The 25566-nt window shown below is 53.9% G+C and carries 19 protein-coding genes and 1 riboswitch; of the genes, 4 read left to right on the top strand and 15 right to left on the bottom strand.

Annotated features, from left to right (window positions below; all coding sequences use genetic code 11):
- Window positions 1–3: 3 nt before the first annotated feature.
- Together ABNT34_RS15315 and ABNT34_RS15310 are read right to left on the bottom strand one after the other, a co-directional pair.
- A complete protein-coding gene (locus tag ABNT34_RS15315) occupies window positions 4–4755 on the bottom strand; it encodes a DUF3320 domain-containing protein (protein WP_348733147.1) in 4752 nt (1583 codons plus the stop codon).
- A 318-nt stretch (window positions 4756–5073) separates the two neighbouring features.
- Complete coding sequence (locus ABNT34_RS15310; protein WP_348733145.1) at window positions 5074–6690, bottom strand: antiporter; 1617 nt, start codon at window positions 6688–6690, stop codon at window positions 5074–5076.
- Between the two features lie 320 nt (window positions 6691–7010).
- On the opposite strand from ABNT34_RS15310, the gene narL reads away from it, so the two are divergent.
- The 3 genes from narL (at window position 7011) to ABNT34_RS15295 (ending at window position 11244) form a co-directional block, all read left to right on the top strand.
- The gene (narL, locus tag ABNT34_RS15305; RefSeq protein WP_348733143.1) at window positions 7011–7691 is read left to right on the top strand and encodes a two-component system response regulator NarL; all 681 of its coding nucleotides are present in this window, start codon (window positions 7011–7013) and stop codon (window positions 7689–7691) included.
- Between the two features lie 6 nt (window positions 7692–7697).
- Window positions 7698–9095 (top strand): gephyrin-like molybdotransferase Glp, encoded by a 1398-nt coding sequence (gene glp / locus ABNT34_RS15300; protein ID WP_348733141.1) that lies wholly within the window; start codon window positions 7698–7700, stop codon window positions 9093–9095.
- Between the two features lie 391 nt (window positions 9096–9486).
- Window positions 9487–11244 (top strand): thiamine pyrophosphate-dependent enzyme, encoded by a 1758-nt coding sequence (locus tag ABNT34_RS15295; RefSeq protein WP_348733139.1) that lies wholly within the window; start codon window positions 9487–9489, stop codon window positions 11242–11244.
- A 49-nt stretch (window positions 11245–11293) separates the two neighbouring features.
- On the opposite strand, the gene ABNT34_RS15290 is transcribed toward ABNT34_RS15295, so the two are convergent.
- From ABNT34_RS15290 to moaA, 9 genes are all read right to left on the bottom strand, one after another.
- A complete protein-coding gene (locus ABNT34_RS15290) occupies window positions 11294–11965 on the bottom strand; it encodes an ATP-binding cassette domain-containing protein (protein WP_348733136.1) in 672 nt (223 codons plus the stop codon).
- A 28-nt stretch (window positions 11966–11993) separates the two neighbouring features.
- Entirely contained in the window at window positions 11994–12677 is a 684-nt protein-coding gene (gene modB, locus ABNT34_RS15285; protein WP_348733134.1) for a molybdate ABC transporter permease subunit, read from the bottom strand.
- Window positions 12678–12716: 39 nt separating this feature from the next.
- A complete protein-coding gene (modA, locus tag ABNT34_RS15280; protein ID WP_348733132.1) occupies window positions 12717–13514 on the bottom strand; it encodes a molybdate ABC transporter substrate-binding protein in 798 nt (265 codons plus the stop codon).
- Between the two features lie 57 nt (window positions 13515–13571).
- Window positions 13572–14087, bottom strand: a complete 516-nt coding sequence (locus tag ABNT34_RS15275) for a molybdenum cofactor biosynthesis protein MoaE (RefSeq protein ID WP_348733130.1) — start codon at window positions 14085–14087, stop codon at window positions 13572–13574.
- Between the two features lie 2 nt (window positions 14088–14089).
- Window positions 14090–14377, bottom strand: a complete 288-nt coding sequence (locus ABNT34_RS15270; RefSeq protein ID WP_348733128.1) for a MoaD/ThiS family protein — start codon at window positions 14375–14377, stop codon at window positions 14090–14092.
- Complete coding sequence (gene moaC, locus ABNT34_RS15265) at window positions 14370–14846, bottom strand: cyclic pyranopterin monophosphate synthase MoaC (protein ID WP_348733127.1); 477 nt, start codon at window positions 14844–14846, stop codon at window positions 14370–14372. The genes ABNT34_RS15270 and moaC overlap by 8 nt, the downstream gene beginning before the upstream one ends.
- Window positions 14847–15011: 165 nt before the next feature.
- Entirely contained in the window at window positions 15012–15569 is a 558-nt protein-coding gene (locus ABNT34_RS15260; protein ID WP_348733125.1) for a molybdopterin-binding protein, read from the bottom strand.
- The gene (locus ABNT34_RS15255) at window positions 15550–16173 is read right to left on the bottom strand and encodes a molybdenum cofactor guanylyltransferase (protein ID WP_348733123.1); all 624 of its coding nucleotides are present in this window, start codon (window positions 16171–16173) and stop codon (window positions 15550–15552) included. The genes ABNT34_RS15260 and ABNT34_RS15255 overlap by 20 nt, the downstream gene beginning before the upstream one ends.
- Window positions 16174–16175: 2 nt before the next feature.
- Entirely contained in the window at window positions 16176–17147 is a 972-nt protein-coding gene (gene moaA, locus ABNT34_RS15250; RefSeq protein ID WP_348733121.1) for a GTP 3',8-cyclase MoaA, read from the bottom strand.
- Window positions 17139–17277, bottom strand: a riboswitch (molybdenum cofactor riboswitch). Its footprint overlaps the gene before it by 9 nt.
- Before the next feature lie 425 nt (window positions 17278–17702).
- Here moaA and ABNT34_RS15245 point away from each other — a divergent pair.
- On the top strand, window positions 17703–20738 hold the full coding sequence (locus tag ABNT34_RS15245; protein WP_348733119.1) for a molybdopterin-dependent oxidoreductase: 3036 nt from the start codon (window positions 17703–17705) through the stop codon (window positions 20736–20738).
- A gap of 415 nt (window positions 20739–21153) precedes the next feature.
- Here ABNT34_RS15245 and ABNT34_RS15240 read toward each other — a convergent pair whose 3' ends face one another.
- The 4 genes from ABNT34_RS15240 to ABNT34_RS15225 form a co-directional block, all read right to left on the bottom strand.
- Window positions 21154–22122 carry a transposase gene (locus tag ABNT34_RS15240; RefSeq protein ID WP_348733117.1) on the bottom strand — a complete coding sequence of 323 codons (969 nt, stop codon included), beginning with the start codon at window positions 22120–22122 and terminating at the stop codon, window positions 21154–21156.
- 259 nt (window positions 22123–22381) lie between these two features.
- On the bottom strand, window positions 22382–23242 hold the full coding sequence (locus ABNT34_RS15235) for an ABC transporter ATP-binding protein (RefSeq protein WP_348733115.1): 861 nt from the start codon (window positions 23240–23242) through the stop codon (window positions 22382–22384).
- A gap of 42 nt (window positions 23243–23284) precedes the next feature.
- Window positions 23285–24247 (bottom strand): ABC transporter permease, encoded by a 963-nt coding sequence (locus ABNT34_RS15230; RefSeq protein ID WP_348733113.1) that lies wholly within the window; start codon window positions 24245–24247, stop codon window positions 23285–23287.
- A 4-nt stretch (window positions 24248–24251) separates the two neighbouring features.
- Complete coding sequence (locus ABNT34_RS15225; RefSeq protein ID WP_348733724.1) at window positions 24252–25556, bottom strand: CmpA/NrtA family ABC transporter substrate-binding protein; 1305 nt, start codon at window positions 25554–25556, stop codon at window positions 24252–24254.
- Between the last annotated feature and the right edge of the window lie 10 nt (window positions 25557–25566).

Genomic DNA, 25566 nt, shown 5'->3' with positions numbered 1-25566 from the left:
AATTTACTTAGTATTTAATTTCAACCTTTCATTCTCACAAACCAAAATTCCCTTATCACACTGAACCTGCGCCAACATACTCATCCGTTCCACAGCTTGCGCTGTGGCGCGCTGAAAACCTAGCAACCCTAAAGCAGCAGAAGCTGCGTCACTGACGCTGATGGCGTGTGCGTCTTGTACTGTCAGTAATAATGCGTTGGCCAGCTCGGCGTCGCAGACGTTATCCAGTTTGCGGGTGCTGGCGTCGGCGCTGTTCCAGTTGCGCAGTTTTACGGTGTTGCGGCCTTGTGACCAAAGCACTTCGCCGGTGTCCTGGCGGATCAATTCTCTGTTGGCGGCAATCTCTATCGCCTGGTCAACGGTTCGGCGGATTTTGGCACCAACCCGAGTGAGGCCGGCGGCGTTGGCAAGGCGGGTGGCAACTAATGATGCGTAGATTGGGTATTCGGTTTCGACAATTCGTTCTACAGCATGTACCAGTACACTCAGCGGAATGGCGCTGAAGTCGTCGACCTGTGGGATATTGAGTTTTGATACATCAGTCTTTTTATAAGGCGTGGTGCAGGCGGTAAACTCTTCCTGTTCTTCTTCAACCCGCATAATAGGCGCAGCATGCGCTTCTGAAGTACTCAGCACTAGTTTTGCTTGCGGTTTATCACTGGCTGCTTGCGCTTGCATCCGGCTGTCGTGCTGCGTAATGGCTTGCTCAATCAGGGTGTTTAACCGGTGCAGTTCGGCTTCCGGGTCGCGGTACCAGTCAGTTGACCAGAGGCGGGCGAAAGTCCAGCCTAAACCTTCCAGTACCGATTGACGCAAACGTTCGCGATCTCGTGCTGATGCCGCACTGTAATAACCAGCGCCGTCGTATTCTAAAGCCAGAACATATTTATCCGGTTCAGCCGGATGGCAGACCGCGAGGTCGATGTAATAACCCTGACTGCCCACTTTGGTTGCGACCTGATAACCCAGCCGTTGAATGGCCTGATGCAGCAGGGTACCAAAGGCAAAGTTTTGTTCCTGCTGTTCGTGGTGGGTTTTATCGAGTTTGCCAGAGGCGGCAAATTGCAAAAAGATTTGTAAGGCCCGCACACCAAAAGGACTGTCAGTCTCGACTTTAAGCTCTTCACCTTTAAAATTGGCAAACACTTCCATTGCCAGCCGGGCGCGTGAGATTAATACGTTTAAGCGCCGTTCGCCGCCTGGTTTATTCAGCAAACCAAAGTTCTGGCTTAACTGGCCAGTGCTGGTTTTGCCATAACAAATACTAATCAGAATCACGTCACGTTCGTCGCCCTGAACGTTTTCCAGATTCTTCACAAAGAACTCGTCACCAGCGGCGTGACGGGCAAAGAAGTCATCAGTTTCCGGGTGCAACCGGCGCTGTTTTTCCAGCTCCAGCATAATAGCGTCCCGCTGCGACAGGCTGAATGCCACCACCCCCAATGACAAATGCGGTTTGCTCAGCGCATGTTCCAATACAGCAGTCACCACGGCTTTTACTTCACCGGCATTGGTGCGGCTGCCGCCTTTGTCATAATGGGTTTCGGGCAAATAATGAAATTGTAATCCGGTCGCGTCCGGGTGAAAGCCCGGGCTTGGAAAAGCAACCAGCTTGTTTTGGTAGAACTGGTCGTTGGATACGGCAATCAGCGAATCATGCCGCGAGCGATAATGCCAGCGCAGCATTTTGGACGCAGCGCCACGGGCCTCCATCAGCGCCAGAATACTCTCCATTTCGGCCGTAGCACTGCTTTCCAGCTCTTCTTCTTCCAGTTCAACGGCTTTGCCAAACAAACTGTTTGGCGGCATTTGTTTGCTATCGCCAACAACAATGACCTGCCGGCCGCGCAACATGGCGCCTAATGCGTCCGGGGCAGGGATCTGGCTTGCTTCGTCAAATATCACCAGATCAAAGTCCAATGCACCTTGTTTCAGATAAGTAGCAATCGACATCGGGCTCATCATAAAAATCGGCTTGATCTGCTGTATGACGTTGCCCGCTTCAGCCAGCAGTTTGCGAATGGGGATATGGCGCTTTTTCTTGCCAAGTTCACGCAGCACCAGCTCCATTTCGCCGATGGCAGTTTTCCTGGGTAAACGCTCGTACAAGCGACTGACCAGCAGTTCTTGGGCGTAGAACAAGCTGGCGCCATCAATGCGTTTAAACTCCTGCAAAGACTGCTGATGTTTATTGCGGTCAAAACGTTTGATGGGCTCGCTATTGCTATAAGCATGTTCGACCAGCCCGCGGTAATAGCTCAGTTCAAACGCCGTCATTAACAATGCCGGAGAAAGTTGCCAGCTGTGGGCAAGCTCGGTCAAAGGTTGAATCTGGTAAGGCGAAAATGCTTCGATGATTTGGTTGTAACGGGCATAGTCATACAGCTGAGCGGCGTTTTGCCAACCCTGCAGCAGGGTAGTGAGTTGTGACAGTGGCATGCTCAGAACATTAAAAGCAGTATCCGCTGCTGCAATTTGCAATATTTCTTTGATAGTTGTCAGCTGGATAAGCAGCTTATTTTGTAGTGATGCAAGCGTGTCGGCCTGTTGGCGTAATAAACTTTTATCTGGACCTTGATCGATGAGCTCAGCCAGAGATGGTGGTAACTCCTGGCGGTTTGTTTTGGCATAAAAATCATCTATCCACTGCCAGATTGTGGCTAGCTCATCGTGATTCGACAGCTCGCCTTGCCACTGCACACCAAATACGTTGCTGAGTAAATTCTGATAGCCTGCAAGTTCTTGTTTGACCGTCTGATATTGCAAAGCCGTTTCCAGCGCGCGTAACCAGTCGTTATTGTCATCTGGCAGCTGGCTGCGCCACAGCCCTGCTAATCTGGATTTGGCCTTGCGGTAGTCTGATGACAAAAAACGCCACCATTTATCCGTTTTGCCAATCAGCCCTTGTCGGATACTCAGTAAGTCAGCGTCCAGTGCCTGCGTAATAAAGTGCTGTGCACATTGTGCTTTCAGATCGATAAAGGTTTGCAGGCAGTGCAGGCCGCTCTGAATTTTTTTCTGTTCAGTCTGCCAAAGTGAGGTGTTCACTTTGACGTTTTTAAGATCTGGTACATTGGCCAGCCAGTCGGCGGTTTTGCCCAGCGATTGCAGCTTCAGCAAAGTTTCGGGCGTTTTTAACTGCAAATAAGCGCAAAGTGCATCACTGGATATCGCCATTTGCTCCAGCATTGAAGCTGAGGCGGTCAGTGCTGTTGTCAGAGACTGTTGCAGGGCAGGCGAGAAATCAGTGCGGCCAGACAGGGCAAATGGATGTTGATTTGGTGTGCCCACCTTAGCCAGCTGTTGTACCAGTTCGGTCAGTAGTTTGCTGGCATTGCTATATCGCTCTTTGTCCCAGTTGGCAAAATAGCTAAAAGGGATCAAAGGCAAACTGGCGTCCATATCAAGCTGCTGCAGCTGCAACAGGGTACCTAACGCATCTACGTAGTTAATGCCGCTGTTGAGTATCGGCTGGCGGATCGCATACACATAAGCATCCAGCTGAGTTTTTGCGGCGGTTAAATCCGTCAGTTCACGTTCGCGACTTTGAGTTTGTGGCTTTCCCTGCTCCAGTGATTCGGCAATAGAGCCAAGTACTGCTTTTTTGGTACTTTTATGGCTGTGCAATTCCAATACGGCGAAACCCAGATGGGTTTCATCCAGCCGTTTTTTCACAACTTCCAGTGCCGCCATTTTTTGCGCAACAAACAACACCTTTTTTCCAAGGGCGACGGCTTCCGCAATGATATTGGTGATGGTTTGTGATTTGCCGGTGCCGGGAGGCCCCTGAATAACCAAATCCGTGCCGGCTTTCATCGCCAGAATGGCTTCAATCTGTGTGGAGTCGGCATCTTTAACCAGATGCAGTTTTTCCGGGTGGTTCAGGTCTTCTGGATTAATGTCATTGTTATCAGCAAAACCATCCCGGAATAATCTGCCAATCAGCGGTAATGTGGATGGTTTTTTCTGTTCCGGCCAGCCTGCCGGATCCAGGTCGGTATACATTTGAAACTTGCCAAAAGAGAACAGACCTAAACCAATTTTATCCGGATGCACCCGCCATGACGGCTGCGCAGCAATGGCATCTGTGACCGCCTGATAATAATCCGCGACTGAAATGTCGTCGGAATAGGCCGGCAGAATTAATTTAAATTCTGTTCTGAGTTTGGCAGCCAGCGTTAAATTGGAGCCGAGGTCTTCGCCGGTGTAGCGAATTTTGAAACTATCGCGGGCGGAAGAACGCACTAACTCCACCGGGACCAGAATCAAAGGTGCATAACGAGCGACTGAAGCATTTGCTGGCTCACTCCATTGCAGAAATCCCAGCGCCAGATACAGCACTTCAATTCCTTGTTCCTGTAGCATGGTGTGCGCTTCGGCTTCCAGCTTCAGCAGAGATTTATCGAGCTTGGCCGGGATCAGACCCGTTTGCAGGTATTTGTCACTGAAGCGGGAGCTGCCTTTTTTCTCTTCAAGGTATAAATCCAACGGCGGCAATTCAGTGGCTTCATCATCAGCCTGGAAAAATGTCCCTTCGTCTTCATCGTCTGCAATTTTTTGTTGGTAAGCTTCTGGCAAAGGCAAAAAGCTGAGGGTCTGTTCCTGTTCGACCAAGAGGTCAAAGATCTTGGCCGATTGCTCGTCAATGATATCCAGCGATTTTGCATTACTGCGGTAATTGAGCTGCGGATTGGCTCTAAGTCCCATATCCAGTAATTCAAGACGTGCACGTTCCAGCTGCTGCTCAACAACCATAAAATCCCTCTTTGAATTGTTATCTGTGACTGTGCTGTGTACGCACAGTTTTGGCGAGATAAAAGAAACATAACAACCCGCATTTACAAATGCAATCTGGTTGAATTGCGACCGTTCTATTTGGCTTGTTTGATCAAATTAATTCGTCGTGAAGGTCGTGAGCTTTTCCGCCATTTAAAAGCGCCGTGACGACAGGTATTTAGATGGCATCTGATTAAACAAACAAAAAGCCGCATCAGGATTATCTTTTCTGAACCTGCAAAAAGAACAAAGGGCCAATCAGCCCTTTGTGTTCTTAACCATCCCCCAAACCGCGGCCTATGGATTATAAAACTCGCCGTTTTTGCGCAGGTAGAAGAACCAGTTCAGTACCAGGCAGATGGCGTAGAACATGGCGAAGCCGACCATGGCGTATTCCGGGGTGGCGGCTTTGATTTGTTCGCCAAACACCTGTGGGATGTAAAAAGCGCCGTAGGCTGCGACGGCGGAAGTCCAGCCCAGCGCCGGGCCGGCCTGCTCTTTTGGAAACACCACAGCGATAGTGCGGAAGGTCGAGCCGTTGCCGATGCCGCTGGCGGCAAATAATCCGAGGAAAATCAGAAAAAACGGCATGAAAAACTGTTCCGGCGTTGCAGACTGATAAGCCTGTTGCATGTAATAGCCGGCGCCTAAGGCACAGATAATCATTACCACTGAACACAGCTGGGTGACAAAAGCGCCGCCCATTTTATCGGCCAGCCAGCCACCGACCGGGCGAATAAGTGCGCCGATAAATGGCGCTATCCAGGCGTAAGTCAGCGCGCTTGGGGCGTTCGGATTTACAGTGGTATGGGTCATCACACCGTCGGCGAGCTGATGGCTATAACCAAAAATCACCTGAATCGACAGCGGGAACGCGGCGGAAAAACCGATAAAAGAACCAAAGGTCATCACGTATAACACGCTCATCACCCAGGTATGTTTATTGCCAAAAATCTGGTACTGCCGCTCTAAACTGTGGCGAATCGCGCCTGGCAGCAGCTTCAGCAAAAACACTGTGGCGAATAACACCGCAATCAGCACCAGCTCTTTGGGCAGGCCAAAACCGGAACCGTTCACAGCAGTTGGTAACATCAGCCACAACCCGGCAATCGCGGTTAAAAAACCAATCGCCAGCATCGACAGCTGGATGGCAAAAGACACCGGCGCTGACGGCAGCTTCGGTGTCACTTCCGCAGTGTTGATATTATTCATGCCAAACCAGGTGGCAAACGCCAGCGGCACCAGCAGCAATAACCAGACAAAACCGCCATTTTGCACCCAGGTGGCGCTGCCGGCTGCGATAGCGCCAATCAGCGTGCCGCTGGCTTTTTGCAGGATCATCGGTTCACCGCCACCCACGGCAGTAAAAGCGCCAAAGGTCATAAACAGCGGCACCAGAATTTGCATCGTAGTGACGCCGAAATTACCAAGACCGGCATTTAAACCAAGCGCCAGACCTTGTTGTTTTTTCGGGAAAAAGAAACTGATATTCGACATCGACGCGGCGAAGTTGCCGCCGCCAATGCCGGACAATAATGCCATCAGCTGAAACACCCAAAACGGCGTATTTTTGTCCTGCAGCGCCAGGCCGGTGCCAATGGCCGGCAGCATCAGCAGCGAGGTGGTTAAAAAGATGGTGTAGCGCCCGCCACAAAGCCGGACAAAAAAGCTGGCCGGGATCCGTAAAGTGGCACCGGTTAACCCGGCGATCGCGGTCAGTGAAAACAAGTCGCTGGCGCTGTAGGGAAAACCCAGATTCAGCATTTGTACGGTCAGAATGCTCCACAGCATCCAGACCGCAAAACCACACAATAAACTCGGGATCGAGATCCACAGATTGCGGGTGGCGATGGCTTTACCAGTCTGTGACCAGAACTGCTCGTCCTCGGGTTGCCATCGGGTTAAGTTGGCCATAAAAACTCCTGCATAATTTTACCAATCAGCGCAACTATGCAGGCCAGACCGTGCGGTCTCAATGGATCTGAATAGTTAGCTGCGGCTACCTCTGCGTTTGTTGGAGATACTCATAATGGGGTAGATGCCTTACGTGAAGTACTATTTTGTTGAATATAAACAGCTGGTTAGCGTTAGTGTGTTTGGGCGTTGATGCCGGCAGGCCGGACCGGTTTATTTTGGTGTCGCTGACGGACATGATATAAATCAACATCAGCACCGATGGAATATTTCTAAATAGGCAGCAGAACCATCGACCCATAGCACACAGGATGCCAGACATGTCAGAACAGCAAAAAGATTTAGCCGGTGACACCGACAGTTACAGCGTGATGCTGGTCGATGACCATCCATTGTTACGCAAAGGCCTGCGCCAGTTGCTGGCGTTTGAAGACCAGCTGCAGATTGTGGCGGAAGCCAGCTCTGGCGCCGAAGCCATAGTGCTGGCCAACGAGCTGGAGCCGGATCTCATTATTTTAGATTTGAATATGCAGGGCATGGATGGCCATCAGACGCTGAAAAAAATGCGCGACGATGGCGTGACGTCGCGCATTGTGATGCTGACGGTGTCGGATTCCAACGAAGACGTGATTAAGGCGATTAGCCTCGGTGCTGACGGTTATCTGTTAAAAGATTCAGATCCGGATGAATTACTCGAACAAATCAAAAAAGCCGTGCAGGGCAAAATGGTGTTAAGCGAAGCGGTGAACGCCGCGCTGGCCGACGCCATTCGCCGGCCGGTGGAAAAAGCCGCCACCGATTTAAGCCAGCTGACCAATCGCGAGCAGGAAATTCTCGAACTGATAGCCAAAGGCCGCAGCAATAAACTGATTGCCCGCGAGCTGGATATTTCTGACGGCACCGTCAAAGTGCATGTCAAACATCTGCTGAAAAAACTCAATTTACGCTCGAGGGTCGAAGCTGCCGTGTGGATGGTGAATTTTCAGGGCAAAAAAGGGTAGCCGGCCGTGACTGAGACAAAAACAGCAAAACCGGCCATGTTGCCGCTGCCGGATGCGGTCGCGCGGTTGCTGGCGACCATCAGCCCACGGCTGCAACTACACACTGAAACTTTAAGCATTAGCGCGGCATTGGACCGTACGCTGGCGGCTGATGTGGTGTCGCCATTGGCGGTGCCGCTCGCGACGAATTCGGCGATGGACGGTTATGCACTGCGCTTTGCTGATGTCACAGCCGATCCGGCGCGGCGCTGGCCGGTTGTGGGGCAGAGCCTGGCCGGACATCCATTCGCCGGCGAAGTTCCGCCTGGCTGTTGCATCCGGATCACTACAGGCGCCGTGGTGCCGGATGAACTGGATACCGTGGTGATGCAAGAGGACACGCAGCTGGACAGTCAATCAGGAAGTGAGGACACCCATCGGAATATCGGGGGAAGTGAGGACACCCATCGGAATATCGTGAGCGAGGACACCCACCCCATAGGCAAAACTCAGGACACCCATCAGAACTTTGGGTATAACTCGCTGGTACTGAAACGCCGGCCGGTTGCCGGCCAGCATATCCGGCTGCGGGGCAGTGAGCTGGAACCCGGTCAGTTGGTGCTGCAAAAAGGCACTGTGCTGGGGCCATTGCAACTGGGGTTACTGGCAACGCTGGGTATTGCCAGCGTGCCGGTGTTTTTACCGGTGCGGGTCGGTGTGTTGTCCAGCGGCGATGAATTAAAGCAGCCCGGCGAGACTTTGCGCCCCGGTGATTTGTTCGACAGTAACCGCATCATGTTGTTGTCGGTGCTGCAGCGTTTTGGCTGCGCTGTGACTGATTTAGGCTGGGTTGCGGATGACCCGCTGGCGCTACGCACCTTGTTGCAACAGGCGGCCGCACAAGTGGATGTGATTGTCACCAGCGGCGGCGTGTCGGTGGGGGATGCCGATTATACCCGTCAGGTGCTGGCGGAACTGGGCCAGATGGATTTCTGGCAGGTGGCGATTAAACCGGGCAAACCTTTTGCATTTGGCTGGTTGCAGCGGCAGGGCAATGCGGCGGCTGCAGCGCCAGTCTGGTTATTTGGCCTGCCGGGCAATCCGGTCTCGGCAGCGGTCACCTGTGAGCAATTATTGCTGCCGGCGCTGAAGCTGTTAAGTGGTCAATCCGTCACTGCGGCTAAGCTGTGGCCGGCACGGGCAGGTGTCGCACTAAAGAAAAAACCGGGCCGGCTCGACATGCAGCGTGTGTCTTTTACGGTTGGCGCCGATGGCATAGTTGCCGAGCCTGTTGGCCTCGACAGCTCCGGCATGCTGACATCGTTGCTGCACGCCGACGCTTTGCTGCAGCTGGAGCAGGAACGTGGGGATGTCGCGGCTGGCGAACCGGTATTGCTGCAACCGAAAAGCCATTGGTGGTTGTAACGTGCGGTTGTCGCTGGTGTTGTAGCTAGTTTTTTAGCTGGTGTTGAAACAGCACGCTGCTGCCGGGCAGAACCTGGCAAAGAATCCATTCACGCATTGGTAACGCCGCAGCATTGCGGCGTTTTTATTGCGGGCACTAAACCGAGGACACCCATCTGAATCTTTGCTGGATAAACCGTGGACACCCACCGTTCAAAGGACATCCAACGTTTACAGGACAGCCACAGCCCTAAATTGGACATCCATTCGAACCAGATATTCAGGACACCCACCGCCTCCTTCCGTACTACCTCTTTTTCACCGTTTGCGGGCACAGTTTTTATTGATGCAGCGCAATACCGGCTCTCGGCCAACCCGCACAATAAGCGCAATTTTGCTGCGGAGATCTCAGATGATTCTGGCCGATTTATTACGTCAACAACTGCTTGAAAATGGTATCTGCGAACTGTTCACTATCCCCGGTGACTTTATTTTGCCCTGGCTGCGTGCGCTGGAGGTTGCGGATGCAAACCAACATGAGGCATTGCGGCTAGTCCAGCTCAGTCATGAACCCGCTGCCGTGTATGCGGCCGATGCGGCGGCGCGTTGTCGCAATGCACCGGCAGCGGTGATGCTGACTTATGGCGCCGGGGCACTGAACGCGGTTAATGCTGTGGCGCAGGCTTATATGGAATATGTGCCGTTGTTGGTGTTTGCCGGTTATCCGTCGGCGCGTGAAATTGACTCCGGTTTACTGTTGCATCATCAGCTTGGTGATGTTGACGCGCAGCGGCGTATTTTCAGCGAGATCAGCTGTGCGCAGTGCCGGCTCGATGATATTGCCGGCGCGCCAGCCGCTCTGGCTGCCTGTATCGCCACGGCAAAGCGTGAGCGCCGGCCGGTGTTGATTGAACTGCCGCGCGATATGGCGCAGGCCGTGGTTACCGACCTCATGCCCGAACCACTAAGTGCTGCGGTCTCCCTGGACGCGCCGACCAAACTCGGTGAAGCTGAGATGGCTGTCCTAGAGGCGGCGCCAACCACACTTGGTGAAGCTGAGATGGCTGTCCTCGCGACTTCAGACTTCGCTGCCCTGGCAGCTTTGCTGGCGCCGGTGCGTCAGCCGTTGCTTTTAGTTGGTGTCAAAACCAAAAGATTTGCTTTTGCTGACGCAGTCAGCAAACTCGCTGCTAAGCATCCGTTGCCTGTGCTGACCACCTTATTGGGCCGCAGCACGCTGGAGCAGACACAAGCCGCTCCCTACTGGTCGGCCGGTGTGTTTAGCGGCAGTAAAGCCGACCCGGTGTTGCCGCTGTTGCAGCAAGCAGATTTGTTGATTTGCTGCGGCGTGATCCGTTCCGACAGTAATTTTGCCGCGCACACGACGCTTCTGGCGAAAAAACCAGTGCTATGGCTGGATGCCGGTGAAACCTTGCTGCCGGATGGCCGCCGCATCACGGCGCCGGCCGCGGTGGTGCTGGCTGCCATCGCGCAATTGTTGCACCAGCCGCTCAGCTGGCCAGCGTCACTGCGCACAGAACCGGCAGTGCCTGCAGTGCAATTTTCTGCCCCACAGGCCGCAGCATCCGCGCCGGAATGGGGCTCAGACTTATTGGTGCAGACGTTGCACGACAGCTTAAGCCGGCAGTCGCAGCAGTATCCTTTTGTCGTTGATATCGGTGATTGCCTGTTTGCGACATTGGCCGCCACGCCGGACATTTTTATCGCGCCGGCCTTTTACGCTTCAATGGGCTTTGCGGTGCCGGCGGCGCTTGGTGTGCAGCTCAGCACTGGCAAAAGGCCGATAGTGCTGGTCGGTGACGGTGCTTTTCAGATGACCGGACTGGAGCTGGGGCATTGCGCCCGCTATCGGCTCAATCCGATAGTGATAGTGCTGAATAATCAAAGCTGGGGCATGATTAAAGCTTTTGCACCGGACCTGACCGCGACCGGCCTTGCCGGCTGGCAGTATGCCGCGCTGGGCCGGGGGATGGGCGGCGGCGCGGCGCAGGTCTGGAACGCTTATCAGTTTGCCAACGCCTTAGATGATGCGCTCGCCGATACCAGCCGCTTCCGGCTGATTGAGGTGATGTTGCCGGCGCACAGTTACAGCCGCCGGCTGGCCGATTTTTCAGCCGCGTTGTGTGGCGCAACAACGGCTTGTCTGTAAGCGAATTGCAGCGCCAACCACGCCATGGTTGGCGTTAGTCGCAAATGACTCAGGAACAAATACTGCGGACCTGGCCCTGCTCAAGTTCTATCACGGCCTGACCCAGCATTTCGGCGTCGCTGGCGTCGTGGGTGATCAGCAGCATCGGCAATTGGGTTTGGATTTGCAGCTGCAGCAGTTCTTCGCGCAGGCTATGCTTGAGTCCGGCATCGAGCGCCGCAAAAGGTTCATCCAGCAGCAAAGCCCGCGGCGCGCCGGCCAGTGCCCGTGCCAGCGCCACCCGCTGTTTTTGCCCGCCGGACAGCTGATGCGGATACAAATTGGCACAAGGCTGCAACTCAAAACGCGCCAGCCAGTGTTGCACTTGCGGCAATTCCTGCTGCTTACCCGGATTGCCAAGGCCGCGTCTCAGGGCAAAACCGATGTTCTGCCGTACATTCAGGTGCGGAAACAGCGCATAGTCCTGAAACAGATAGCCCAACTGGCGCTGCTGAGGCGTTTGGTTCAGCTGGCGGGCATGGTCATACAGCACCTGGCCGGCCAGCGCAATCCGGCCGGCATCAGGCTGCAACAGGCCTGCGATGGCTTTGAGCGTCAGACTTTTGCCGGCACCGGACGGGCCCAGCAGCACCAGACGCTGGGCTTTGCTGTGAAAGCTGACGTCAAGACGAAAATCGCCGGCAGCAAACTGCTTATGGATATCAATCTGAAACAACGACATTCTCCGGCCTGGTTGATGATGAGCGGTGTCAGCCCCGGCTGTTCACATGACTGCCAACGCTAGTGCGTCTGGTCAGCCATTGCGCCAGCAATAACAGCGCGACACAAAGCCCTGAAGTGACCAAAACCAGTGCGTTGGCACTTTGTTGGTCGCCGGCCTGCACCGCTTCATAAATGGCTATCGACAAGGTCTGGGTTTTGCCCGGAATACTACCAGCCAGCATCAGTGTGGCGCCAAATTCGCCCATGGCGCGGGCAAATGCCAGCATCAGGCCGGCCAGAATGCCACGCCAGGCCAGCGGCAGGCTGATGCGGCAAAAGACGGCGAGGTTGTTGAGTCCCAGCACTTTCGCCGCCTGCAGCAGTTGCGGATCGACCGCCTCAAACGCCGCTCTGGCTGGTTTTAACACCAGCGGAAAAGTCACCACCATGGCGGCGATAATGGCACCTTCAATGGTAAAAATCAGCCGGATGCCAAACCAGCTCTCCAGTGCAGTGCCAATAGTGCTGTGCCGCCCGAGCAGCACCAGCAGGTAATAACCAACCACGGTTGGCGGCAGTACCATCGGCAGAGTCAGCAGTGCTTCGAGCAGGCTTTTGCCGGCAAAATCGCGCCGGGCCAGCAGATAGGCCAGACTGCCGCCGAGCAGTAAATTCAGCAGCGTGGCGACGCCGGCTACCCACAGTGATAACTCTATTGCACTCCAGTCCATAGCCACTCTTTTTTGCTCAAATGAAACACCTTCACGGATTTATTCAATCGGACTGAAGCCATATTGCCACAAGATCTGTTGCGCGGCCTGTGAGCGCAGATACTGGCTAAAAGCCCGGGCCTGCGCTGCATATTTGCTGGTGCTGCTGACTGCCAGCGGATAGCGGATGGGGCTTTGCACTGGCACCATCCCAAGCGAGCGGACCTGCTGGTCTTTGGCGTCAGAAGCGTAGACAAAACCGGCTTCGGCTTCGCCCCGCACCACATAATCCAGCACCTGACGCACGTTGGCCGCCTGCACCAGTTTTGCGCTCAGCGCCGGCCAAAGCCCGGCCTGCTGCAAACTGTCTTTGGCATAACGACCAGCCGGTACTGTCGCCGGGTTACCGATGGCGATGCGCTGATAAGCCGCCGCTGTCAGTTGTTGCAGGTCGGCACTGTTTGATGTTGTTGCCGCTGTTGCTGTGCTGCCGGCTTGTGGTGATGCGGTGGTTGGCGATACCGGCACAATCAGCACCAGGCGGTTGGCAATAAAATCCTGCCGGCTCGCCGGGTCAATCAAAGCGCTGGCCTCTGCCAGATCCATACTTTGCTGGTCGGCAGTGGCGAGCAAATCAACCGGCGCGCCATGGCGCAGTTGCTGCACCAGCACGCCGGATGCCGCGAAGTTCAGCGTCAGCTTACAAGGCTGCAGCTGTTGATACTGCGAGGCAATAGCTTTAAAAGCGCCGGTCAGACTGGCGGCTGCCGAGATGGTCAGTTCGCAGGACGCGGCCATTAAAGTGGCGCTTAAAGGCAAGGTACAGGCCAGCATGGCCAAAGCGCAAAACAAACGCATGACGACTCCTTCAGTTTAAACATCGACTATGCTGAGCCGGCTTTTTTCTTTTGCCTTTCAGTTTTCGGCAGTGTTTTGTTCAGCAGTTTGCCAGCGGTTCAACGCCTGCTTATCCGACGCTTTGGCATCGGCCCATGCCGTACTGGTCGAAAAATGCACTTTTTTCCACAGCGGTACCTGATTTTTCAGGTAGTCCATCATCATATCACAGGCGGCAAAAGCGTCACTTCGATGCGGCGCGGCAACACCGACCAGCACAATCTGCGCACCGAGTGGCAACAGACCAATCCGATGGATGACAGTGATGGCGCGCAGGTCAAAGCGCTTGACGGCCTGGCCGGCAATGGCGCGGATACTTTGTTCGGTCATCCCGGGATAGTGCTCAAGCTCCAGCGCCTGCAGCGTGTCGCCGGACTGCGGCATGTCCTGCGGCCCGTCTTGCGGCTGGAATTGCTCGCGTACCAAACCACAAAACAGCACCACAGCGCCACAGTCTTGCCGCTGCAACGCCTGGTATTCGTGATCCAGGGCGAAATCCTCTGGCTGGACCCGGCAGTTGATGGTGGCAGGCATGTTCAGCCTCCGGTCACTGGCGGAAACAACGCCAATTCATCACCGCTGTGGACCCAGGTGTCACAGCCAACGAGCTGCTGATTCAGCGCCGCTAATACTTCACGGCCGGCCAAGGCTTGGTGGACCTTTGATGACTGGGCGCTCAGTAACGCCAGCACACCGCTGATCTGCAGCGGCGCCGGCAGCGTCAGCTGTAATTCGCTGTGGCCAATGGCTTCACGCAGTGCAGCAAAAAACAGCACTTTGATTTGCGGCGTTGTGTCGATTGCGGCTGCGGTGATGTCAGGCATCGGTGCGTCTCCAGTGACCAGATTTGCCACCCAGTTTTTCGCACAGGTGGATGTGATTAATTTCAATGGCTGGGTCGGCTGCTTTGGCCATATCGTGCAGTGTCAGCGCGGCAATGCTGACCGCTGTCAGGGCTTCCATTTCGACACCGGTACTGCCTTCGACTTTGCACAAAGCGCGGATCAGCACTTTGCCAAGCGTGGGCTGCAGTTCAAATTGGATGTCGATTTTGCTGAGTAACAGCGGATGGCACAGCGGAATTAGCTCTGCAGTTTTTTTCGCCGCCATGATGCCGGCGATGCGGGCACAAGCTAAGGCGTCACCTTTGGGTAAGTGCGCCAGCGTCGCAACCACCGCCGGCAGCATGGTCACTTCAGCCTGCGCGATAGCGGTGCGGCTGCTGGCGGTTTTGCCGGCGATATCGACCATGCTGGCTTCGCCTTGGCTGTTTAAGTGCGTCAGTTCAGTCATGTGGGTGTCCTGGCTTAGGTTGGGTGTCCAGACAAAGTTCAGGCGATGCGCTGGGTGTCTTTGCTCTGCTGTTGTGTGGATGTCCTGAATTCCGTCCTGAAATACGATGGGTGTCCAGACACTGTTGAGGCAATGCGATGGATGTCCTGGTTATCATCCTGTCTATCATGCGATGGGTGTCCTTGGATCTGTTTCAGTTGCGCCGCAAGTGCCGGTGCGACGTAGCAGGCTGGTGAAATTGCACGGTTTGGTGTGGGCCAGCAGCTGCGGCCAGATCAACTGGTCGGCAGCAAGTTGCGCGGCATCCAGGCTACCTGGGATGGCGAAAATCAGTGTTTGATTGGCAATGCCTGCAATGGCGCCGGATTGCAGCGCGGCGCTGCCGATTTTGGGGAACGACAGGGCGCGGAACAATTCACCAAAGCCCGGTACTTCGCGGTCAAACAGCGGAACTATTGCATCAATGGTGCAGTTTTTCGCATGAAAACCGGTCCCGCCGCACAGCAGGATCACCTGACAGCTGGCATCTGCGATGAGGTTGCTGACACTGGCGCGGATCTGATAGCGATCCTCAGGCACAAACAGCCGCTGGCAGAGCTGATGGCCCTGCTGCTGCGCCGCCTGAACCAGCATGGTACCGCTGTCGTCCGTGGCCGCGGTGTGGCGATTGGAAATGGTCAGCAGCGCCAGCTGCAGCGGTGATTCACCTGGAAATACTGTCATCACATAGTCCTGTAGTCGGAGTAGCTTTAGGCTCGGGATAGGGGTTAAGTTCTGCACGGATGGCGGCAAAGCTCGCCGGGTCATTACAGTTTTGAAATGCAGGCGGAACCGGCAGTGGTAACTGCGGCAGACCAAGCTGTTGCCACTGGCGCTGTAATGAGCGGCTGACGGTGACCGAGGTGAGCGTGCGGTCTAACGCCTGATTGAGCGCTGGCGTGTTTTCCAGCAGCACCGGCAACGGAAAACCTGCGATAAAGCCGGCTTGCTGCGCACCGAGTGTTTCAGTCAGCAGAGGCTCCAACGCTTCGGTTGAAAGTAACGGCATATCTACTGGTAACACCAGTAGCCAGCGGCTGTCGCAATAACTGAGTGCTGCACTGATGCCGGCCATAGGCCCGGCGTCTTTGATTTGATCCTGAATAAAGCCGGGTTGGTTGCGGCTCACCAGCACCTGACGGGCGCCGAGTGCCTTGCCGAGGCGGATGGTGCGCTCCAGCAAAGTTTCACCAGCTAATTCAAGCAAAGCTTTGTCGCGGCCCATCCGGCTGGATTTACCGCCACAGAGCACCAACACCGAAAACTCAGGCAAGTTCAGAGCTGGCATATTCAGCCTCCAATCATCGCCAATTGGCGGGTCTGGCCGGTTTTGGCATTGGCCAGCTGATGACTGAAGGGTTTGTATCGTAACTGCGCTTGTAAAAACGCCATCAGCGCGGCCGGGTTGTCTTCTGACAGCAGATGCCGCAGGTTTTGGTGTTGCTCAGCAAACAGGCATAAAAACAGTTGGCCGGTACTGGACACCCTTAAACGGTTGCAGTCGTCACAAAAATGCGCGCTATAGGGCATGATAAGCCCGATACTACCGAGATAGCCCGGATGGGTATATTCCAGTGCGGGGCCAGCATTCGCTTGGCGCGGAATGAGTTGCCAGCCGGCAGCGGTCAGCTGCTGAATAATGCTGCTGCCACTTAAGTGCTGCGCTTTGAAAAAACTGCCGTTATCGCCGGTTTGCATCAATTCGATAAAGCGCAGGCTGATGGGTTTATCACGGACAAAATCCAGAAAAGTACTCAGTGACTGGCCGTTGTACTGGCGCAGCAGCACCGTATTGATTTTGACTTTACGCAGGCCCAGTGTCAGCGCCCGGTCGATGCCGGCCAGAATATCAGCCAGCCGGTCCTGTCCGGTCACCAGATGAAAGGTATCAGCATCCAGGCTGTCGATGCTGACATTGAGCGCAGTGAGGCCGGCATCCAGCCAATGGTGGATGTCCTTGTTTAAGCGATAGCCATTGGTGGTCAGCGCAACTTCGCGGATACCGGCGGTCTGACGCACTGTGTGGATGATGTCACAGAGATCACGTCTGAGCGTCGGCTCGCCACCGGTCAGCCGCACTTTAGTGGTACCGGCATAGGCGAAACCGTGCACCAGATGTTTGATTTCGGCCAGCGTCAGCTCAGCGGCTTTGTTGTCACAGGCGCTGCCGTTTGGCAGGCAATAGTTGCAGCGAAAGTTGCAGCTTTCGGTCAGCGACAAACGTAAGTAGCTGAACCGGCGTTCAAATGGGTCTTGCAACATAAATCGACACCTTTCCAAGTTGGGAGGTCTGACCGTTTCCAGTCAGGCCCGGCGGCATCATTGCCACGGCCGCTCTGGCATGTCAGGTATTCCTGAGTTAGCGCAGCAGGGCTCGGCGTTGTTGGTATTGTAAAAGTCCGGCGGCTGGGTTGTTATTGCCTTGTCTGGGCAGTTGATTTACCTCTTTGTAGGTATCAGCACCCGGTTGCCAAAGTAAAAAGGCCAGCTGCCGGTGTCCCGGCAGCTGGCCTCGTTGCCATGCATGTCTGTTATTTGTTTCTGACTTACAAGTTTAATGCCGCAGATTAAGTCTATGAAAAACCGATAAAAATTTTCGAAACCTGCAGCGGTGATACTGCTGTTGGGCAAAAACAGGGCAAAGTTGCACCAGATTGGGCCAACTGATCGCTGTCGATTTGCTGCACCTGATTAAAATCAATCAGTTAACAGCTGGCATCAGAAATGCTGCACCGAGATACAACATGAAATTGGTAAAGGCGCCTGCGCCGGCATAACAGTCGGCAGCGGCGCCTTTTTTTATTTTGGAGTTTGGGTATGCAGCATCATGGCGCGGCGACAACTAACAGCACTTGTCCGTATTGTGGGGTCGGTTGTGGCATTGTCGCCTGTGCCACTGACAATAAAGTGCAAATTATCGGGGACAAACAACATCCGGCGAATTTCGGACGCTTGTGCGTCAAAGGGACGGCGTTGGCCGAAACCCTGAAGCCACAGGGCCGCTTGTTACAGCCAATAGTTGATGGCAAGCCCACGGACTGGCCGCTTGCGATAGAGACTGCAGCGGAGCGGCTGAAAAAAATTATTGCTGAGCACGGCCCTGGCAGTGTGGCGATGTATTTAAGCGGTCAGCTGCTGACCGAAGATTATTATGTCGCGAACAAGTTGCTGAAGGGGTTTATTGGCAGCAGTCACCTCGATACCAATTCCCGTCTGTGCATGGCATCTACGGTCGCCGGACACAAACGTGCTTTTGGCGAAGATGTAGTGCCGGGCTGTTACGAAGATCTGGAACTTGCAGACCTCACGGTGTTAGTTGGCAGTAATTTGGCCTGGGCCCATCCGGTGTTGTTTCAGCGTCTGCTGGCGGCAAAAGCTGCAGCTCCCCACAAAAAAATTGTCGTGATTGACCCGCGTCGCACTGCGACCGCGGATAGCGCTGATCTGTTTTTACCACTGAAACCCGGTACCGATGTCGCCCTGTTTGTCGGGTTGCTGCAGTATTTGGACAGGCATGGCTATTCAGAATGCGCTTCAGATGACTCATCAGAGGACATCCACCAACTGTTAAGCAAGGACATCCACTGCACCTCCATCGAGGACATCCATTGCTTGTACAAAGACCAGCATCAAGACTCGTCAGAGGACATCCACCTGAAACAAGCTTCATCTATGTTGGACACCCATACAACATGCTCAATGGACACTCTTTCGAAGTATGAGATCGATTGTCGGGTGAGCAGTTTTGAGGCTGAACAACAGCGCCTGAAGTGCGGCTCGTTTCGTCAAACATCGGGGCGTCGGTCTCTGTTCGATTTCGCCCTTAAGCATTGTGAAGGACTCGAAGCCGCCCTTGAGGCTGGGCGATGCTGGCAGGACCTAGGTCTGCTTGCTGACTATTGCGAGCTCGATCTTTCTGATCTGCAAACATTTTTTCGGTGGTTTGCCGGCACGCCGCGCACGGTTACAGTGTTCTCGCAAGGCGTGAATCAAGCGGAAAATGGCAGTGATAAAGTAAATGCCATCATCAATGTCCATCTGGCTACCGGTCGTATCGGCAGACCTGGTGCCTGTCCTCTTTCCGTGACTGGTCAGCCCAATGCCATGGGCGGGCGTGAGGTGGGCGCGTTGGCAAATCAGCTGGCGGGACATTTACGTTTTCCGGAAGAACTTATCGGAGTCGACGCTAAACCCGATGCTGAGTGGTTGGCGCTGCAGGAATTCTGGCAAGCACCGGCGTTAGTTAAATCAGGTGGTTATACTGCGGTTGATTTATTTGCAGCTATTGGTCGTGGCGAGATTAAAGCGGTTTGGGTTATGGCAACGAACCCGGTAGTAAGCCTGCCGCAGGCCGACTTGGTGAAACAAGCGCTTGCACGTTGCGAGCTGGTGCTGGTGTCAGATATTTATCAGGATACCGATACGGTCGCGTTGGCAGATATTGTCTTTCCGGCTCTGGGTTTTGCTGAGAAAGATGGCACTGTGACCAATTCAGAGCGGCGTATCACTCGCCAGCGCGCGTTTTTACCAGCGCCAGGCATAGCTCGTGCCGACTGGCAGATTATCTGCGACGTGGCGACAGCACTAGGGTTCGGCCATGGTTTTGATTACCGAAACTCTGCACAAATTTTCCGCGAACATGCCGCTTTAACCGCACTTTGTAACGATGGCCGCCGCGCACTGGATTTAGCCGTGTGTAGTCAGCTTTCTGATGCCGAATACGATGCCTGGACGCCACAATGCTGGCCGCTGCAAGCAGTAAAGAGCGCTCGTACAAGCGATACCTGGACAGGCACTTCCCGGTTGTTTGCCAATGGCCGGTTTTATACACAGAGTGGTAAAGCCAGGTTCATTCCACTGTCTGGTAAAGAACGCACAGGTCGTCCACCGAAAGCTGATTATTTTCTGCTCAATAGCGGCAGGCTGCGTGATCAGTGGCATACCATGACACGCACAGGCCGTGTGCCTGCATTGATGCAACACCAAAGTGAGCCTTGCGTGGACATCCATCCGACCGATGCATGGCGCTTTAAAATTAAAGACGGCGATTTGGTTGAGCTGACGAATTCGTTAGGTTTGTTCAGAGCCCGCGCCAGGCTCACTGATGTGCCGCGAATTGGGGAGCTGTTTGTGCCGATGCACTGGAGTGGTCAGTTTGCTCCCTGGTCACGCTGCGACGTGTTGTTTGACGACACTCGTGACCCCATCTCATATCAGCCTGCTTTTAAGCAGGGGCAGGTGCAGCTACGTAAGCTGACGGTCACTTTGGAGCTTGTGTTGTTTAGTCGTGAGCGCGATTTGCTTGCGGGCCTGACACCGTTTTGCAGTTACGCTGTGACTTTGCCACATGAGCACATGCAGGAGTATCGGTTGGCGCTGCTGGCGCCTGTAAACGAGCTGTCGAATTTAGTCGCTCAGATCCGTCAGCAGTTAATTGATCCTGTTGTTCACGATCAACAGCCGTCTGCCGGAATGTCTGAATGTATCCAGATCGAAGCCCCATTTCATTGGCGGCAGGCGCATTTCCATGGCAATGAGTTGCAGGCTCTGTTGTACGCTGGGCCGAAGGTATCTGGATTGGACAGGCAATGGTTGGACAATTGCTTTAATGTTGCGCCAGTCGAATCGGTAAGGCGGCAGTTGCTGCGCGGAGCTCCTTGGGAGGGGGCTGACTGTTCACCCTTGGTGTGCAGCTGTTTTCAGGTCCGTCAGCAAAGTATTCAGCAGGCTATTGCTGCAGGCGCTTGGACCTGTCAGAGCCTAGGGGCAAAACTCAAGTGCGGCACAGGTTGCGGCTCATGTTTGCCGGAACTTGAGAAGTTGCTACAGAAAATGGAACTGCTGGCTGTGTGATTTTTATTCTTTTGGACAGCCATTTTCGAGCAATTATTCCAAGGAAATCCACAGGTAGGGTATTCCAAGGACATCCACAGGTGTAGCGACTGATTCGGAGGACATCCGTAGATTAGTGGGGAGAAGGATGTCCAATGATAATCGCGAATCACCGCCAATCTGAGTGGATGTCCATAATTAGAGAAATGTGCAGTCGGTCATGGTGGATATTCTGAGTAAAATACCTCGGGTATCCTTGGGAAGTTATACGCAGACAGCTCAAAAATGAAGGAAAACACTCACTAATAACGTCAATAGAGGAGGCTGGCGGGTTTGAAAATGGATATCGGCAACTCTGTAAGAGTTGAAGCGCTAATTTAAAATTAGTCTTCGCGTTACACAGTACCTGCGGGCAAATTTTTATCTAAAAAGGCTATTAACCAAACGCATTGCGGGCGGCGGCAATGCCAACAATATGTCGTTGTTTGAGTTTTTCACAAACTTTACTCATCTGTGCTGCGCTGCCAATCATTCGATGATAGATGTGTTCAAGTCTTTCACAGTTTAACAGCCAGGTGTCGGCGCGGATCTGTAACTGCATTAATACTGACGGGGCCTTTGGCGCAATAAAACCGGCTTTAACTGACTTCATATGGCGGCTACTCCAGTCAACCAGTTGAAGATAGTCAACAAAATTATAAGGAATATATTCCGGATTTTGTTTTTGATGCGGATCTGTGGCAAAAGGACGTAACAATGTTTTCATCGGGGATTCAGCTTGGTTCAGTCGGGTTTGAATAGACGTAAAGTCACTATCTATCAAAGACTTCGATGATTTCGCCCGAATTGGATTTAAATCAACATAGGCCATCGCTTGCAGTTCCGCACGTTCATCCAGTAGTGCCTGAGATTTAAACCTGCCTTCCCAGAAACGGCCGGTGCAACCGTCTTCTTGATTCGCAGCGCGAGCTATGGGTTCATTTAAACAGCGCATAAACCAGCTCAGGTCATAAAGCCTGGCCCGACGCTCTTCGATTTGTCGCCGGGCCTCACTGCTCTCTGCATCTGATAACATTTCACCGTCGACATAACGTTTCGCTAAAACCGGCAGAGAATAGAGAGCACTCCAACGATCGTGGACGTCTGACAAGGATAACTTCAAGGCCCGCGGTTTTTGAATTCGTACTACCAAATGGTAGTGATTTGACATGATGGCATAGGCGGAAATATCGATACAAAACAACTGAGTCAGTTTAGCTAAGCGAGCAACTATGGCATCCCGGCGATGGCTAAAGTCTTTGCTATCAACAACGCCAAATAAAAAAGTACGGCGAACACAGCGACTGACAACGTGATAGCTGGGAGTCGTATCAAGAGAGACCAGCGCTTTTCTGGGAATGGGCATCGCAATATCCTCGACGATCCGTGTCTAGGGCTGACATTTAATATGGTTGCGAAAATGTTAATGTCAAGGCGCGGTATGTTTTGAACGAGATTAACTGAATCGAAGTGGGTGTCCTGAATTAACCCGCTAACTGATTGGGTGTCCTTGATTAAAACCCTAACTGATTGGGTGTCCTTGATTAAAACCGCTTAAGGTGGATGTCCTTGATTAAAACCGCAACCCACAGCTATCAGGTTGCGGTCTGTGCAGAACTAAAACGTCAGGCCCGGATTTCTGTTGCGGTTGCCGCTACAGCTGGTGTCTGGCCATTTTTGTCAGTTGCGAGCGGTAAGGGCTCGACTTTGCGCTGTTTTTCGTACAGGAAACTCAGCACCTGATGGCGGTAATGGTTGTATTTGGGGCAATCAGCCAGCGCCAACCGGTCCCGCGGGCGTGGCAGGTCGATGTGCAGCACTTCGCCGACCGTGGCCGCCGGGCCGTTGGTCATCATTACGATACGGTCCGATAACAGCACGGCTTCATCAACATCATGGGTGATTAAAATCACGGTATTGCCGAGTTCCGCCTGAATTTGCTGCACGCTGTCCTGCAAATGTGCTCTGGTCAGCGCGTCGAGTGCGCCAAATGGCTCGTCCATCAGCAACACCTGCGGCTGCATCGCCAAAGCCCGTGCGATACCGACCCGTTGTTTCATGCCGCCGGAAATTTCCGCTGGCTTTTTATCGCGGGCGTGGCTCATTTGCACCAGCGCCAGATTGTGCTCAATCCAGTCCTGCATCTGAGGTTTATTCATTTTCCCGGCAAATACCTGACGCACTGCCAGCTCAACGTTTTGGCACACCGACAACCAGGGCAGCAGCGAATGATGCTGAAATACCACGGCACGCTCGGGGCCCGGCTCGTTCACTTCTTTGTTGTTAAGGATCACGCCACCTTCCGTTGCCTTCAGTAAACCGGCAATGATATTCAGCACCGTAGATTTGCCGCAGCCAGAGTGGCCAATCAGGCTGATGATCTCGCCTTTGGCGATACTCAAATTCACGTTCTGCAGTGCGACGAAAGGGCCTTTGGCGGTTGGGAAACTAATCCCGACCTGACTGAGTTCCAGATGTTTTTGCATCACAATTCCTCGTTTAAACAGGGGGCTGCACACTTTTATCAATCAGCGCAGCTGCACACTTTTGTCCCAGCTCAGCATTTTTTGCAGGCTCAGCATCAGCCGATCCAGCAATAACCCAATCAGACCAATCACAATGACAGCAACACAAATGCGCGCCAGCGAGTCGCTGGAACCATTCTGAAACTCGTCCCAGACGAATTTGCCAAGCCCCGGGTTCTGCGCCAGCATCTCGGCGGCGATCAGCACCATCCAGGCGATGCCCAGCGACAGGCGTAAGCCGGTAAACATCATCGGGACTGCCGACGGCAGCACAATAGCGCGGACATGGCGATACCAGTTCAGCCGCAACACTTTGCTGACGTTTTGCAAATCGGCGGGTACCTGAGACACACCCACAATGGTATTAATCAGCGTGGGCCACAGTGAACAGAGCGCAACGGTCAGTGCCGACACCAGATAAGAGCGGCTAAGCAGGCCGTCGGCCGGATAACTGGCGCTGACCACAATGGTAATGAGCGGCAGCCAGGCCAGTGGAGACACCGGTTTTAGCAGTTGGATCAGCGGGTTCACGGCGCTATAGCACAGCGGACTTAAGCCAATCAGTACGCCGGCCGGAATGGCAAACAGGCTGGCCAGCAAAAAACCACTCAGCACCGTTTGCAGGCTGGTTTGAATTTGGCTGAAAAAAGTCGGCCGGCCATTGTATGGGCGGGCTACCGCGTCCGGCTGTTGCGCCAGCCGCTGCTGCTGCCGCTGGTAAAACGCCTGTTCGCGCACCTGTTCTGCCTGATGCTCGGCCATCAAGGCCTGAAATTGGACACCCACTGCAACCGGTCCAGGGAACTGACCCAACGAGGTCTGCAGCTGCGATGCTAAAGTCGCCCAGCACAACACAAAGAACAGGAGGCCAGCCAAAGTCAGACTGCATTGGCGCAGTGTGTCGCGAAGCTTTGGCTGCCACAACGCTGCTTTGGACTGCATCGGATTTTTCAGTTGAATAATCATGAAGTTAATCCTTATATCCTATGCTGAACTGGTGCAGATATTGATTCGGCGTTTTGGCATCAAAGGGTTTGCCGTCGGCAAATTTGTATTGGCCAGGTGCTTTGAATCCGCTGCCTTTGGCAAAATCCGGGAAATCACTGGCTTTAAATTTGCCTTCAGCAATTAAGGCCTGGGCCGCCTGCTGATAAGCCGCGGTGTTAAAGGCTGCTTTGGCGGTGTCCAGGTACCAGCTGTCTGGTTTGGCGTCGCTGATCTGGCCCCAGCGGCGCATTTGCGTTAAGTACCAAATCGCGTCGGAATAAAAAGGGTAGGTGGCGTGATGGCGGAAAAACACATTAAAATCAGCGGCCTTTCGCACATCGCCCGGTGCATATTCAAATTGACCCGTCATGCTGCGTTTAATGATGGCGGCGTCAGCCCCGACATAATGCGGTGCTGAGATCAGCTCGGCAGCAGCAGCGCGGTTGGCGTTGTTTTTTTCATCTAGCCAGTGGCCGGCGCGGATCAGCGCTTTAACCAGTTTTTGCTGCGTCAGCGGATGTTTGGCGGCCCAGCGGGCGTTGACGCCGAGCACCTTCTCCGCCATAAAACCGCGAATATCGCTGTTGCTAATCACCGGGACACCCAGTTTGCGTGCCGCAGCCTGCTGATTCCACGGCTCGCCGACGCAAAACCCGGCCACAGTGCCGGCTTCCAGTGCAGCCGGCATTTGCGGCGGTGGCACCACAGAAATCAATACATCGGCGTCCAGCTGACCGGAGTTATCACCAGTTTTGGGTGCGTAAAAGCCCGGATGCAGGCCACCGGCCGCCAGCCAGTAGCGCAGCTCATAATTGTGACTGGAGACCGGAAACACCATGCCAAACTTCAGCTGCTGCGGAATACTTTGCAAAGTCGCAGCATGAAGCGGGATGGTGGGTTGGCCTTTGGCAGACAGCTGTTGCCAGACCTGACTGCTAAGCGTACAGGCGTTGCCGTGTAAATCCAGCACCAGCGCCGTTTGCAGTTTTTCGTTGCCGGTGAGGCCCGCCTGACTGGCCAGTACCTGACCGGCTAACATATGGGCGGCGTCGAGCTGGCCGTCCAGCACGCGGTCCTGCAACACTTTCCAGTTGGGCTGCGCTTCGAGTTGCACCGACAAACCTTCGTCGTCAAAAAAACCTTGTTCCAACGCCACCGCCAGTGGCGCCATATCGGTGAGTTTGACAAAACCGAGTTTGAGCTGTGACTTCTCGGCTTCCGCGCTCTGGCTGCACAAAGGCAGCAGTAACAACAGGCTGCTGAGCCACAGGGTGGTGTTTTTTTTCATTTGCTTCAAC

This window comes from Rheinheimera texasensis, assembly GCF_964031785.1.
GTDB lineage: Bacteria > Pseudomonadota > Gammaproteobacteria > Enterobacterales > Alteromonadaceae > Pararheinheimera > Pararheinheimera texasensis_A.
Note: the sequence above shows the minus strand (reverse complement) of the source record. Positions and strands in the feature narration are given on the sequence as shown.